This is a genomic window from Bradyrhizobium sp. JR4.1 (assembly GCF_040548605.1).
Lineage (GTDB): Bacteria > Pseudomonadota > Alphaproteobacteria > Rhizobiales > Xanthobacteraceae > Bradyrhizobium > Bradyrhizobium canariense.
This window is the reverse complement of the sequence record NZ_JBEPRY010000003.1, coordinates 128,520-142,273: the sequence shown is the minus strand read 5'-3', so window position 1 is coordinate 142,273 and position 13,754 is coordinate 128,520. Positions and strand designations below refer to the sequence as shown.

At 64.5% G+C, this 13,754-nt stretch carries 16 protein-coding genes; 7 read left to right on the top strand and 9 right to left on the bottom strand.

The features are described from left to right. Position 1 precedes the first annotated feature (1 nt). Positions 2-400, bottom strand: coding sequence for a RidA family protein (locus ABIB90_RS09140; protein ID WP_247392007.1), 399 nt, complete (start codon positions 398-400; stop codon positions 2-4). Positions 401-552: 152 nt separating this feature from the next. Between ABIB90_RS09140 and ABIB90_RS09135 the strand changes: the two genes are divergently transcribed. Both ABIB90_RS09135 and ABIB90_RS09130 read left to right on the top strand, forming a co-directional pair. Continuing rightward, a complete protein-coding gene (locus ABIB90_RS09135) occupies positions 553-1,428 on the top strand; it encodes a DMT family transporter (protein WP_354160875.1) in 876 nt (291 codons plus the stop codon). A 250-nt stretch (positions 1,429-1,678) separates the two neighbouring features. Next, positions 1,679-3,109: a caspase family protein gene (locus ABIB90_RS09130; protein ID WP_007590751.1), complete on the top strand. Its 1,431-nt coding sequence runs from the start codon at positions 1,679-1,681 to the stop codon at positions 3,107-3,109. Between the two features lie 75 nt (positions 3,110-3,184). Here the strand turns inward: ABIB90_RS09130 and ABIB90_RS09125 are convergent, their stop codons facing one another. Both ABIB90_RS09125 and cysK read right to left on the bottom strand, forming a co-directional pair. Next, complete coding sequence (locus ABIB90_RS09125; protein WP_027518078.1) at positions 3,185-3,427, bottom strand: BrnA antitoxin family protein; 243 nt, start codon at positions 3,425-3,427, stop codon at positions 3,185-3,187. Between the two features lie 3 nt (positions 3,428-3,430). Next, positions 3,431-4,408, bottom strand: coding sequence for a cysteine synthase A (gene cysK / locus ABIB90_RS09120; RefSeq protein WP_354160878.1), 978 nt, complete (start codon positions 4,406-4,408; stop codon positions 3,431-3,433). A gap of 223 nt (positions 4,409-4,631) precedes the next feature. Here cysK and ABIB90_RS09115 point away from each other — a divergent pair, with 223 nt between their 5' ends. After that, a complete protein-coding gene (locus tag ABIB90_RS09115) occupies positions 4,632-4,850 on the top strand; it encodes a hypothetical protein (RefSeq protein WP_007590746.1) in 219 nt (72 codons plus the stop codon). 31 nt (positions 4,851-4,881) lie between these two features. On the opposite strand, the gene tgt is transcribed toward ABIB90_RS09115, so the two are convergent. Beyond that, positions 4,882-6,030, bottom strand: a complete 1,149-nt coding sequence (gene tgt / locus ABIB90_RS09110; RefSeq protein ID WP_354160880.1) for a tRNA guanosine(34) transglycosylase Tgt — start codon at positions 6,028-6,030, stop codon at positions 4,882-4,884. Positions 6,031-6,259: 229 nt separating this feature from the next. Here tgt and ABIB90_RS09105 point away from each other — a divergent pair, with 229 nt between their 5' ends. From ABIB90_RS09105 to ABIB90_RS09090, 4 genes are all read left to right on the top strand, one after another. After that, positions 6,260-7,444 (top strand): patatin-like phospholipase family protein, encoded by a 1,185-nt coding sequence (locus ABIB90_RS09105; RefSeq protein ID WP_354160882.1) that lies wholly within the window; start codon positions 6,260-6,262, stop codon positions 7,442-7,444. A gap of 134 nt (positions 7,445-7,578) precedes the next feature. Next, positions 7,579-8,325 carry a TetR/AcrR family transcriptional regulator gene (locus tag ABIB90_RS09100; protein WP_354160884.1) on the top strand — a complete coding sequence of 249 codons (747 nt, stop codon included), beginning with the start codon at positions 7,579-7,581 and terminating at the stop codon, positions 8,323-8,325. 248 nt (positions 8,326-8,573) lie between these two features. Then, complete coding sequence (locus ABIB90_RS09095; RefSeq protein WP_063996249.1) at positions 8,574-9,176, top strand: PepSY domain-containing protein; 603 nt, start codon at positions 8,574-8,576, stop codon at positions 9,174-9,176. 219 nt (positions 9,177-9,395) lie between these two features. Then, a complete protein-coding gene (locus tag ABIB90_RS09090; protein WP_354160886.1) occupies positions 9,396-10,433 on the top strand; it encodes an aspartate-semialdehyde dehydrogenase in 1,038 nt (345 codons plus the stop codon). Between the two features lie 96 nt (positions 10,434-10,529). Here ABIB90_RS09090 and queA read toward each other — a convergent pair whose 3' ends face one another. The 5 genes from queA to coaD form a co-directional block, all read right to left on the bottom strand. Continuing rightward, complete coding sequence (gene queA / locus ABIB90_RS09085; protein WP_354160888.1) at positions 10,530-11,600, bottom strand: tRNA preQ1(34) S-adenosylmethionine ribosyltransferase-isomerase QueA; 1,071 nt, start codon at positions 11,598-11,600, stop codon at positions 10,530-10,532. Between the two features lie 141 nt (positions 11,601-11,741). Further along, complete coding sequence (locus ABIB90_RS09080; RefSeq protein ID WP_007590736.1) at positions 11,742-12,206, bottom strand: peptidylprolyl isomerase; 465 nt, start codon at positions 12,204-12,206, stop codon at positions 11,742-11,744. Beyond that, positions 12,203-12,628 (bottom strand): UCP034077 family protein, encoded by a 426-nt coding sequence (locus ABIB90_RS09075; RefSeq protein ID WP_354160891.1) that lies wholly within the window; start codon positions 12,626-12,628, stop codon positions 12,203-12,205. Before ABIB90_RS09075 ends, ABIB90_RS09080 begins: the two co-directional genes overlap by 4 nt. Positions 12,629-12,636: 8 nt before the next feature. Further along, positions 12,637-13,200, bottom strand: a complete 564-nt coding sequence (locus ABIB90_RS09070; protein ID WP_007590733.1) for a peptidylprolyl isomerase — start codon at positions 13,198-13,200, stop codon at positions 12,637-12,639. A gap of 41 nt (positions 13,201-13,241) precedes the next feature. Continuing rightward, complete coding sequence (gene coaD / locus ABIB90_RS09065) at positions 13,242-13,736, bottom strand: pantetheine-phosphate adenylyltransferase (RefSeq protein ID WP_007590732.1); 495 nt, start codon at positions 13,734-13,736, stop codon at positions 13,242-13,244. Positions 13,737-13,754: the final 18 nt, after the last annotated feature.

The following is a 13,754-nucleotide window of genomic DNA, read 5'->3' as shown; positions in this document are numbered from 1 at the left end:
TTTATGTGCCCGGCACGAACGCCGTGACCTCGATCTCGACCTTGGCCCGGTCGTCCACGAGACCGCCGATGTAGAGCAAGGTCGAGGGCGGGAAATTGCGGCCCAGCGTTTCCTTCCAGGCCGCGCCGATGCCGGCCCCGGCGGCCTCATATTCGCTGCGGCTGGTCAGGTACCAGGTCAGACGAACGATATGCTCGGGGCCGGCGCCGGCCTCACCCAGGAGCTTGATGATCCGCTTCAGCGCGGTCCCGACCTGCGCTGCCATGTCAGGCGCGTAATTGCCGGTCTCGTCGCCGCCGGTCTGCCCGGCTAGCACCACCCAGCGGCCCGGCCCCTCGACCACGACACCGTGGGAAAAGCCGCGCGGTTTTTTCCACTCGGCCGGCTGCAAGATGTGCATGAGCGAAGATCTCCCGATTGTTCTCGTTGTTCACTGATGCCTTAGCACGCCGCCATGCATCGCTGCACCGGCAGATTTGGCCGTTGCAAACGGCGACGATGTCGCCGATACCGGCCCTCCCTCAGGACCCCTCGCCTCCTACACCCGCGCCGATGAACACGACACCGTCCAAAACGATGGCTGCCCTGTGGATGGCGGGCTGGCTGTCGCTGATGCTGGTCATGGCCGTCGCCGGGCGCGAGACCACGCGCGAGCTGAACGTCTTCGAGATTATGGAAGTGCGCTCGCTGATCGGGTTCACGCTTCTGCTGCCGATCATCTACCGGGCCGGTGGCTTCAAGGCGGTCGCGACCAAGCGCCTGCCCCAGCACCTCGCGCGCAACGGGGTCCATTATTTCGCACAGCTCGGCTGGTTCTACGCACTGACGCTGATCGGGATCGGCCAGGTCGTCGCGATCGAATTCACCATGCCGATCTGGACGGCGCTGCTGGCCGCGACATTCCTGTCCGAGCGCATGACCGTCTGGAAAATCGCGGCGATCGTGCTCGGCATCGTCGGCGTGGTCATGATCGTGCGGCCCGCCACCGGCGAGATCAATCCGGGCCAGCTGATCGCACTGGGAGCCGCGATCGGCTTCAGCATTTCCATGATATTGGCGAAATCGCTGACCCGGACCGAAAGCGCATTATCGATCCTGTTCTGGATGATCGTCGTGCAGATGGTCGTGGGCCTGCTTCCGACGCTCTATGTCTGGACCTGGCCGTCAACCTCCCTGTGGGGTTGGCTGTTCGTCATCGGGGTCTGCGGCACATTCTCGCACTATTGCCTCGCCAGCGCGCTCCGGTACGCGGATGCGACCATTGTGGTGCCGATGGACTTTCTGCGGGTTCCACTCACGGCGACCGTCGGTTGGCTGCTCTATTCCGAGCGGCTCGATGCCTGGACCGTGCTCGGCGCGGCGCTGATCCTCTGCGGCAATCTCCTGAATTTGAAGCCGGCTTCGCCGGTTCCTGTCCGCGCGCGCTGAACCTCCCGACGCCTCGTGCGACAAAACCAAGTGGCCGTGTGATTTGGATCACGTTGGAGGGGCTTTCCATCGTGCACATTCTGCCACACAGCAGCGGGTTGAACGCGACGAACTGCCGTTTGGTGGTGCCAAGTCTTGGTGGTGCCAAGTCTTGGTGGTGCCAAGTCTTGGTGGCGCCAAGTCGGGCAATTCGTGTAAGTTCGTTGCCAATTTGTTGCTGCCTGCAATTCGATTCTGTTGGGGATTCCAGATGCGCACTCTCACCCTCCTCGCGTCGCTGATGTGCATGGCACTGTCGGTCAGTGCCGCGAAGGCCGACCGCCGTGTGGCTTTCGTCGTCGGCAATGGCACCTACAAGAACGTCGCACAATTGCCGAACCCGCCGATCGACGCCAAGGCGATGGCGGCAACGCTGCGCAATGTCGGCTTCGAGGTGATCGAAGGTTCGAACCTCTCGCGCGATCAGATGACGGAGAAGCTGCTGGACTTCGGCCGCAAGGCGCAGGGCTCCGATGTCGCAGTGTTCTATTATGCCGGTCACGGCATCGCGGTCGGCGGCTCCAACTATCTTCTGCCTGTCGATGCCGACATCAAGTCGGAGATGGACGTCAAGCTCGGTGCTGCCATCAACATCGATCTGACGCTCGAGCAGACCATGGGCGACGCCAAGGTCAAGCTGGTCTTCCTTGACGCCTGCCGCGACAATCCGTTCGCCGCCAAGATCAAGTCGAACTCCGCGACCCGCAGCGTCAACGTGCAGAGCGGTCTTGCCGAGATGAAGTCCGGCGAAGGCACGCTGATCGCGTTCGCCACCGGCCCGGGCCAGACCGCGCTCGACGGCCAGGAGGGCAACAACAGCCCGTTCACCCGTGCGCTGATCGACAACATCACCAAGCCCGGTGTCGAGATCCAGCAGGCGATGACGTCGGTCCGCGCCCAGGTCAACGAGGAGACCCACAAGGGTCAGCTGCCCTGGGGCCACACCAATTTGACCGGCGCGGTCTATCTCAACCAGGCTCCGACGACCCAGGTCGCCAATGCCGCACCGACGGCTGCTGGCAGCGCGCCAATGGCGACCGGCGGCAGCTCGGACGGCATCGAGCTCGAATACTGGCGCTCGGTGAAGGAGAGCAACAAGCCGGAAGAGCTCAACGCCTACCTCTCCGCCTACCCCAACGGTCAGTTCAAGGCGCTGGCGCTGGCACGCCTCGCGGCCATCAAGAGCGGCCCCTCGACCGCGACGCGTACCCTCACCGCTGGCGTCGATCCCGCGACCTTCACCGATGAGGCCACCCAGCTTACCGAGGACCAGATCGGCCTCGACAAGAACCTGCGCCGCGACGTTCAGCGTCGCCTCGGCGGGCTCGGCTTCGACAACAAACAGACAGGCGTGTTCAGCGAGGAGACCCGGTCGGTGCTCAAGCGGTGGCAGGCGGCGCGCGGCTATCCCGCGTCGGGTTACCTGAACAAACTCCAGCACAAGGCTCTGCTTTCGGAGGTTGTGGCCGGCCCGCCGACCGCGAGCGACAACAGCCAGAAGGCAGCCCGCCGGGCCGCCGCCCCCGCGGCCAGCAGCGCGCCCGCACCGGCTCCCCATCGCAGCAGCGGCGGCGATCCTGCCGGAGCAGCCTTCGTCGGCGGTGTCGTCGGCGGCATGATGGGCGGCATGTTCCGCCGCTGAGGCGACGCCAATCGCAGATACAAAAGCCCGGCTCGCGCCGGGCTTTTTCGTTGCGAATAGCCAAACCTTTGGCGTCTACTTCCCCGCGGCCTTTCGCAGGGCCTCGTTGATGCGGTCCTGCCAGCCGGGACCGCCGGCCTGGAAATGCTCCAGCACGTCCTGGTCGATGCGCAGCGTGACCTGCTCCTTGACCCCCGGCGCCACGTTCTGTTTTGGCGGTGCTGCGGCGACCTTTGCCGTCACTTTCTTGAACGCCGCCTCGGCCTCCGTCCTGGCGTCGCCCAACGTCCGCGGCCGCCTCGGTGGTTGATCCGCCATGTCCTAGATTCCTTCAAACAGAGCCGTCGAAAGATACCGCTCGGAGAAGGACGGCACTATAGCCAGGATGGTTTTTCCCGCGGCTTCCGGCCGCTTGCCGATCTCGAGGGCCGCGGCGATCGCGGCGCCCGAAGAGATGCCGCCCGGAATGCCCTCATGCCGCGCCAGCGCCCGCGCGGTTTCGATCGCCGTCGTCGAGTTGATCTTGACGATCTCGTCAATCACCGAGCGATCGAGGATGTCAGGGACGAAGCCCGCACCGATGCCCTGGATCTTGTGCGGCGTATGCTGGCCGCCCGACAGCACCGGGCTCTCCTCCGGCTCGACCGCGACCACGCGCAGCGAGGGCTTGCGCGGCTTCAGCACCTGGCCGACGCCGGTGATGGTGCCGCCGGTGCCGACGCCGGCGACGAAGAAGTCGATGTTGCCGCCGGTGTCGTTCCAGATCTCCTCCGCGGTGGTGCGGCGGTGCACCTCGGGATTGGCGAGATTCTTGAACTGCTGCGGCATCACCGAATTCGGCGTCGTCTTCAACAGCTCTTCGGCGGTCGCAATCGCGCCCTTCATGCCTTGCGCGGCGGGTGTCAGCACCAGTTCCGCGCCCAGAAAGGCCAGCATCTTGCGGCGTTCGATCGACATCGACTCCGGCATGACCAGCTTGAGCCTATAACCGCGCGACGCCGCGACAAAGGCCAGCGCGATGCCGGTGTTGCCGGAGGTCGGTTCGATCAGCACGGTGTCCGGCTTGACGATGCCGGCCTTCTCCATCGCGATGATCATGGCCGCGCCGATGCGATCCTTCACGCTTGCGGCGGGATTGAAATATTCAAGCTTTGCCAAAATAGTCGCGTTCACGCCGTGCATGCCCGGCAACCGGCGCAAGCGCACGATCGGCGTGTCGCCAAAAGCATCGACGATCGAGTCATAGATCCGGCCGCGGCCGGGTTGGTGCGCTGCACCCGTGGTGGACGATGCGTCCATGATGAACTCCCTGTGGCGATGATTTATGCTTCTGTTGCAGCTCTTGCGAAGTTAGAGACAGCCTGCGGCGACACGCAAGCGACATTGCGGCACATGTTAAATACGCTGCATCGCAAAATCACGTGAGCAGTAATTATCAGAAAACCAACGCATTTGTGTTGCGACCTCGTCAACTGATTCTGCTTATGTTAGACTTAGGTCTCAAAGCAGAGAGGTCACCACGATGTCAGCAGTCGCTGAAGTGTTGTCGACCGTCGCATCGAACCGCGCTCCGCGGTGCAGTGAGTTGCCCACCTGTCCCGTCTGCGCCGACTCCATGGTCGCCGCCGAAGGTTCTGCGTATGTGTCGGAACACCTGATCAGCTATCTCTGGACCTGCGACAATTGCGGCTACGGCTTCGTGACCAAGCACGCCGTCAAGCAGCGCATTCTCTGCAACTGACGTTTCCTCTGCACTGACCCTTGCAATTGACCTAGCGCGGGGCGATGTCGCCCCTCGCCCAGTCCTCGCGCGTATGCCGATAGAACTCCTCGAACGTGCCCTGTGCGACCGCGTCCCTGATGCCCTGCATCAGGAACTGGTAGTAAGCGATATTGATCTCGGACAGCAGCATCGCGCCCAGCGTCTCGCCCGCCTTGACGAGATGATGCAAATAGGCGCGCGCGTAGCTGCGCGCCGACGGCCAGGAGCTCTCTACGTCGAGCGGACGGGGATCGTCGGCGTGGCGCGCGTTGCGCAAATTCACCTGGCCGAAGCGTGTGAAGGCAACGCCATGCCGCCCATTGCGCGTCGGCATCACGCAATCGAACATGTCGATGCCGCGCTTGACTGCCTCGAGGATGTCGTCCGGCGTGCCGACGCCCATCAGATAGCGCGGCCGCTCTTTCGGCAGCAGCGGCGCCGTCTCGTCGATCATCGCCAGCATCACGGCCTGCGGCTCGCCCACGGCGAGGCCGCCAATCGCATAACCATGGAAACCGATCTCGACGAGGCCTTGCGCGCTGGCATGGCGAAGCTGGGGGATGTCGCCGCCCTGCACGATGCCGAACAGCATGTAGCCGTCGGGCGCGCTCTCGAAGGCGCGCTTGCTTCGCTCGGCCCAGCGCAGCGACAATTGCATCGCGCGGTCGATGTCGGCGCGCTCGGCCGGCAGTCGCACGCATTCGTCCATCTGCATGGCGATGTCGGAGCCGAGCAAACGCTGCACCTCGATCGAGCGCTCCGGCGACAGCTCGACCTTGGCGCCGTCGATATGCGAACGGAAGGTCACGGCCTGCTCGCTGACCTTGCGCAGATCCGCCAGCGACATCACCTGGAAGCCGCCGGAATCCGTCAGCATCGGCCCGTTCCAGCCGGTGAATGTCTGCAGGCCGCCAAGTGCCGCGATCCGCTCGGCGCCGGGACGCAGCATCAAATGATAGGTGTTGCCGAGCACGATGTCGGCACCGGCCTCGCGCACCTCGCGCCAGTGCATGCCCTTCATCGCGCCGGCGGTACCGACCGGCATGAAGGCGGGCGTGCGCACCACGCCGTGCGGCGTGGTCAGGCGCCCGGTGCGCGCGCCGCCATCGGTGGCGAGCAGTTCGAAATGATTGGGCAGACCGGTGTCAGGACGATTCATGACGGTGCTTATTGCGTGTCGGAGCAGGCCGATCAACCCGCTCAGGCGATGCTTCGGCCGGCTTATGCATCAGACTGGGACAATGGACACCAATATCGGGGACACGGGATTGTGCACCGGCGGCGCTTGTTAAACAAAACGATACAGTGTAGTTTTACCTTGGGGGTTGGACGAGATGCCGCGGCGATGTTGCCGGCGGCGGTAGATGCGTGATCGCCAGCCACCGACAATGCCATTCCTTTCAAGTTCGACTGAGCCGTCCGCCCGTTCGCATGGCGGGACAAGGCAGACCGGCGCCCGCCTGTTCGGATTGCTGGTCCTGACGTGCAGCCTGGCGCTCGGCGCCTGCACCTCCCTGCCCCGCACGCCCTATACGGCCACCGAAGCCAGCACGTCGCGCGTGCTCGATATCGACGGCCTCCGGCGCTACGCCGACGAACCCATCACGAAATTCAGCTTCGAGAAGGACACCAGCACCGCGACCAAGTCCTACCTGGCGCTGTCAGGCGGCGGTGCCGATGGCGCCTATGGTGTCGGCGTGCTGAACGGCTGGACCGCGGCCAGAACCCGTCCCACCTTCTCGGTCGTCTCGGGCGTGAGCACCGGCGGCCTGATCGCCCCCTTTGCGTTTCTCGGCTCGCGATATGACGACACGCTGAGGGAGGTCTACACCAGCGGTGTCGCCGAGAGCCTGTTGAGCGATCCCAGCATCATGCGCGTGCTGTTCGGATCCGGCCTGTTCGGCAACACGCGGCTGCGCGAGCTCGTCGCCCGCTATGTCGGCCCCGAGATCATGGCGCAGGTCGCACGTGAAAACGCCAGGGGCCGAAGGCTGCTGGTGGTGACCACCGATCTCGACACCCAGCGGACCGCGATCTGGGACATGGGCAAGATCGCCGCGGTCGGCACGCCCGAGGCGCTCAAGCTGTTTCGCGACGTGATGGCGGCCTCCGCCAGCATCCCGCTGGTGTTTCCGCCGATCATGATCGACGCCGAAGGCGAGGGCCGCAGGTTTCAGGAGATGCATGTCGACGGCGGCGTGACCGCCCCGGTGCTGACACTGCCGGAAGCCCTGCTTTTCCAGGGCAGTCGCCTACCCGGCCCTGCGAAACTGGACATCTACATCCTCGTCAACAAGAAGATCGAACGCAATTTCGAGCTCGTCTCCAACAGCACCATCGACGTCGCCTCACGCAGCCTGTCGTCGATCACCCAGTCGCAGACACGTTCGATCATCTTCTCGACCTATGATTTTGCCAGGCGCAACCGCCTGGGCTTCCATCTCTCCTACATCGCGCGCGACTATCCGGCGGCTCCCTCGGAAGGGTTCGACACCGCCTATATGCGGGCGCTGTATCAGTACGGATATGAGAAGGCGGCGTCTGGCCAAGCCTGGACTTCGACGCTTCCGTGAGCGCTCGCCGAGGAACGGGGCCGTGCCGGGACGGTTGACGATGAGGCCCATTCGGCCAGATTAGCCATGACGCACCCGTTGCTGCGCGTTATAGAGCAATCACGGATGTCACGACCGCGCAGGAATCATTGGGCATGGGATTGACTGCGACCAGGACAAGACCGGCAGCTCAGCGGCGCGAGGTGCCGAAATCGCGCGGCGGCCGGCCGACGAAAAGCGCCGCGATCGAGCGCGATCAGCGGCTGATCGAAGTCGCCACCCGCCTGTTCCTGGATCGCGGCTTTGACGCGACCTCGCTCGATGCAGTCGCTGAAGCCGCGCGAGTGAGCAAGCCCACCGTCTATGCCCGTTACGGCGACAAGCGCGGCCTGTTCGCCGCCGTGCTACGGCGCGAGATCGCGCGATGGCTTGCACCGCTATCCGCGGCCGCCGAGACCCAGCTCGGGAGCCCCTCGGACATCTCGGTCGAGCAGCGGCTGGTCGAGATCGGGCGCGAGATGCTGACATTCACCTGCGGTCCCGATGCCGTCGCCTTCAGCCGCATGATGACGTCGCAGGCCATCAACTTCCCCGAGATCGCCAAGCTCGGCAAGGAGGAAGGCTGGCTCAAGGCCGTCGCCACCACGGCACGCTTCTTCGACCATCTGGTGGCGCAAGGCGCACTCAACATGGAAGACACCACGATCGCAGCCGAGGTGTTTCTCGACGTCGTCGTGGGACACACCCACCGCATGGCGACCTTCGGAACGACCCTCGAGCTGAAAGACGCCGAAAAGCGTATGCGGGTTGCAATCAAGCTGTTCCTGGCCGGAGCGCTTGGCCCCCCGGACCGCCTCCAGGACGCCGTCAAGACCACGCGGCGGCGGCGCCCATCCCGCTGACAATTCCGTGAGATTGCGATCTTTCCAGTGAATCCTGCGCCCGCGCCGTTGACCAAAACAAAACGATACGGTATGGTTTAGTTATAGGGCGATGCGGATCGCTTTTTCACCAGCCCCAAGAGGTCCGCACCGCCTCGATCGCCGCGGCGGTACAGCCCGTCACGACGCTCAGCGGCCGACCGATGCCCAAGGTCGGCCGCAAATTCTTTACGATCATCCGGCACACTCGCTGGCCGAGGGTTTCGAGCATGACGACAGCCAAACGACGTATCTCGGGATTGCTCGCAATCGCCCTGTCCGCACTCCTCCTCGCGGCGCCGGCGCGAGCGATCGTGAGCACGGGCACGCCGACCGCCCTTCACAGCGACACAGATGGTGACGCTGAGGCCGACCGCCAAGCGGTCAGTCGCGAGATCGAGCGCTTCCGCAGCTCGTCGATCTCGATCAACCAGGCCATGGCGATTGCGGAAGCCCGCCACGCCGGTGCCACCACGGCGGATGTGAGTTTCGACGGAGCCTCCGGCGTGCCGGTCTACCGGGTCAAGACCCTGCACAACGACCGGATCTGGCGCCACACCATCAATGCCGCGACCGGCGAGCTCGTCGGCGGCGAAGCCGCCCTCCCGCTCGCCGAGCTCGATCTCGACGACCGCAGCAACCTCGCAGCGCTCGGTGCCATCAAGCATCGGCTTGCGGATGCCGTGCACGTCGCCGAGCGCGCGGCCTCCGGCAAGGCGATCAGCGGCGGGCTGGTGCGCGAACGCGGCCGGCTGAATTTCGCGATCGTCGTCATCAGTGGCGACAACCTCAAGGAGGTCATCCTCGAACCGCCGGGCGCCCGGACCAAATAGCGGCAGCCCCATTCCGCCGAAAAGCCATTGACGGGCGCAAAACTCTCCCGCATAAGCTCCCGCCATGTTCACGACCACCAAACGCGCGACTAAAACCACCACGGCCTTCGGGGCCCGGGGAGGCGTGCGCGTGTAGTCGTCGACTAGAACGCAATCCACTCTACCGAAGCCCCGCCCTTGTTGGTCCGGGGCTTTTTTGTTGTCTGAATTCTCAAATCAATGGAGGACACAGTGAGTAACGATCCCGTCGTCGCGATTGTCGGCGTCACCGGTGCGGTGGGCGCCGAATTCATCGCCACCATGGACAAGCGCGGCTTTCGCGTCGGCAAGCTCAAGGCGCTCGCCAGCGCCCGCTCAGCCGGCAAGACGGTGTCGTTCCGTGGGCAAGACGTCGTCATCGAGGAGCTGACCGAACGCGCCTTCGAAGGCGTCGAAATCGCCCTGTTCTCCGCCGGCGGCAGCATTTCGAAGAGGTATGCCCCGATCGCGGTCAAGGCGGGCGCCGTCGTCGTCGACAACTCCTCCGCCTTCCGGATGGACCCGAACGTGCCGCTGGTGATCCCCGAAATCAACGCGAACCGCATCCGGGACCACAAGGGCATCATCGCCAACCCGAACTGTGCCGCCATCACGGCGCTGGTGCCGCTATGGCCGATCCACCAGACCAACCGCATCAGGCGCGTGATCATCTCGACCTACCAGGCCGCCTCCGGCGCCGGCGCCGCCGCCATGGACGAGCTGGTCGAGTCCACCCGCGCCAACCTCAACGGCCAGGTTTATACGCCGAAAGTGATGCCGCATCCCTACGCCTTCAACCTCTTCAACCACAACACGGCGATCGACCCCGACACCGGCTACAACGACGAAGAGACCAAGGTCATCAACGAAACCCGCAAGATCTTCGAGGACGACAAGATCGCGATCGGCGTCACCTGCGTCCGTGTGCCGGTGCTGCGGGCTCATTGCGAAGCCATCACCTTCGAATGCGAGAAGCCGATCAGCGAGGATCAGGTCCGTGCCATCATGGCGCGAGCGCCCGGCGTCAAGGTCGTCGACGACCGTCCCAAGAACTACTTCCCGATGCCGATCGACGCCACGGGCCAGGACGACGTCCTGGTCGGCCGCATCCGCAAGGACCTCAGCGACCCCTCCGGGCATTCGATCTCGATGTTCGTGGCAGCGGACCAGCTGCTCAAGGGCGCTGCGCTCAATGCAGTGCAGATCGCGGAGCTCTTGCCGCAGCGGGTGATGGCGTAACGGGAGGTGCGTAGGGTGGGTTAGCGACAGCGTAACCCACCACTGTCTCTACCGCGTAAACAGAAGGGGTGGGTTACGCCTTACGGCTAACCCACCCTACGGCGCCCGAAACAACAAACACGCATCGCCATACGAATAGAACCGATAGCCGGTCGCGATCGCATGCGCATAGGCCTGTTGCATCGTCTCCAGCCCGGAGAACGCCGACACCAGCATGAACAGTGTCGATTTCGGCAAATGGAAATTGGTCAGCAGAACATCGACGGCGCGGAAGCGATAGCCGGGGGTAATGAAGATCGACGTCTCGGCGGCGAATGGCTCGATGGTGCCGTCCTCGCTGGCTGCGCTTTCGAGCAAGCGCAACGACGTGGTGCCAACCGCGATGATGCGGCCGCCGGTCTTGCGCGCTGTGTTGAGCCGCTCCGCCGTTTCGGCCGAGAGCGTGCCCCATTCGGCATGCATCTTGTGGCCTTCGGTGTCGTCCACTTTCACCGGCAGGAAGGTCCCTGCCCCGACATGCAGCGTGACGCGGTTGATGCCGACGCCGCGCGCGTGCAGCGCCTGCTCCAGCGCCGGCGTGAAATGCAGGCCGGCTGTCGGCGCGGCCACGGCGCCCTCATTCGCCGCGAACATGGTCTGGTAGTCGGCGAGATCCTGATCGTCAGGCGTACGTTTCGAGGCGATGTAGGGCGGCAGCGGCGGGCTGCCGAGATCGGCGATGGCCTGATCCAGCGTCGGGCCGTGGAACGAAAATGACAGCGTCACCTCGCCTTCCGCGCCCTTTGCCTCGACCTCGGCGTCGAGATGGCCGAGCAGGCAGACCTTGCCCTCATTGCCGAAGCGGACGCGGTCGCCGGCTGCGAGTTTCTTGGCCGGCTTCACCAGCGCCTGCCAGCGCGAGCCGTCGAGGCGCTTGATCAGCGTCGCCTCGATCTTCGGCTCGGTCTCGCGGCCCATGCGACGGCCCTTCAATTGCGCCGCGATCACCTTGGTGTCGTTGACGACGAGCTGGTCGCCCGGCTTCAGCCATTGCGGCAGATCGGCGATGACCTGGTCGCGGAGCGTGCCGGGATCGACGACCAGCATCTTCGCGGAGTCGCGCGGGCTTGCCGGGCGCAATGCGATGCGCTCGGCGGGCAGGTCGAAATCGAAGAGATCGGTGCGCATCTCGGGCTCGGAGCCGTACAGTCACTCCTCATCCTGAGGAGCGCGGAACGCGCGTCTCGAAGGATGAAGGCCCCGCTGCTGCAGCTCGGCCTTCATGGTTCGAGACGGCGCTACGCGCCTCCTCACCATGAGGAGAAACGCCTACTCCGCGTCAGCCGCCATCCGCGCCTTGACGATCTTGTCGGGGTTCTGCACGGGTTCGCCGCGCTTGATCTTGTCGACGTTCTCCATGCCCTCGGTGACCTTGCCCCACACCGTGTACTGGTTGTCGAGGAAGCGGGCGTCGTCGAACACGATAAAGAACTGGCTATCGCCGGAATCCGGGCTGGCGGCACGCGCCATCGAGGTGGTGCCGCGCACATGCGGCTCCTTGTTGAACTCGGCCTTCAGCTTCTTGCCGGAGCCGCCGGTGCCGGTGCCCTGCGGGCAGCCGGTCTGCGCCATGAAGCCGTCGATTACGCGATGGAACACGATGCCGTCGTAGAAGCCTTCGCGCACGAGTTCCTTGATGCGCGCGACGTGGCCGGGCGCCAGATCAGGCCGCATCTCGATGGTGACGGGGCCCTGCGTGGTTTCGAGGATCAGTGTGTTTTCGGTGGCGCTCATGCTCGTCTCTCTTGGGTTGGGGGTGAAGTCTTGCCAGGTGAAGTCTTGCGGTTGCGAAACTGGATCGCGAATGGACGCCCTGCAGCGGCGCCGGCCATCGCATCGGTAAATGGCATCGGCGTGCAGCGTTGCAATGCCTCCATCACCGCGACCCGGTATTGCAGCCGGTCCTCGTCGGAGGCCTCGGCGGATTCATAGGTAATCCTCGGATGGCCCAGAATGTTTCCAGCCCGGTTAAAGCTCACGACGACGGTGATGTCGATCGGGCGGGCCTTGGCGGCGGGCGGCGGCTTCCAGCAGGTGCGCAGATGCCGGAAGATGTCCTGGATGGTGTTGACCTGTGCGTCCTCGGCGATTGCGCCGGGGACGCCGAGCAGCAGCACCGCGGCAACCAGCAGGAGCTTGCCACAGGCGCGCGCCATCGCCTCTCCTACTTGATGTCGGAAGCGACCTGCACCTTCACCATCTTGTCGGGATCGGTGACGGTGCCGCCGCTTGATCCGGGAGGCGCCTTCTTCAGCTTGTCGACGACGTCCATGCCCTGCACGACCTCGCCGATCACGGTGTACTGGTTGTCGAGGCTGCCGCCGTCGGCGAACATGATGAAGAACTGCGAATTGGCGGTGTCGACGCTGTCGCCGCGCCGGGCCATGCCGACGATGCCGCGCGCGAAATGCACCTTGGAGAATTCCTGCTTGAGGTTGGGATATTTCGAGCCGCCGGTGCCGTTGAAGTTCTGACCGTCGCCGGTCTGCGCCATGAAGCCGTCCATGACGCGGTGGAACGGCACGTTGTTGTAATAACCCTCGCGCGCGAGCTGCTTGATGCGCTCGGCATGCTGGGGCGCGAGGTCCGGCCTCAGCTTGATGACGATGCGGCCCTTGGTGGAGTCGATGACGATGGCGTTGGCCTTGTCGAGGCCGGCCGGCAAGGCTTGCGCGAAGGCCGGCACCGCGAACAGAACCGCGGCCAGAACTGCGAGAATTCGGATCATGATAACTCCCGATCAGAGATGAGAAAGGAAACGCGCCGTTATCAGGCGAATTTTGCCTTGAGCTGTGCCGCAACCAGCGGCGGGACGAAGGCCGAGACATCCCCGCCCATGGCGGCGATCTGGCGCACCAAAGTGGCGGTGATCGGGCGGACCATGGGAGAGGCCGGCAGGAAGACCGTATGCACCTCGGGCGCCATCGCCTCGTTCATGCCGGCGAGCTGCATCTCGTAGTCGAGATCGGTGCCGTCGCGCAGGCCCCGAATCATGATCGTCGCACCGTACTTGCGCGCCGATGTCACCGACAGGTCGTCAAACGTCACTGCTTCGAGCACGCAGCCGGCCTGGGCCGCCACCGGCCCGCAGACGTCATGGAGCATCTTCAGCCGCTCCTCGGTCGAGAACAGCGGCTTCTTGCCGGGGTGCACCCCGATCGCGACAACGAGCCTGTCGCACAGCGACACGCTGTGCCGGACCACGTCCAGATGGCCGTTGGTGATGGGGTCGAAGGAACCTGGATAGAAGGCAATGCGCGGCATGGCCACGTCCTACCGCGC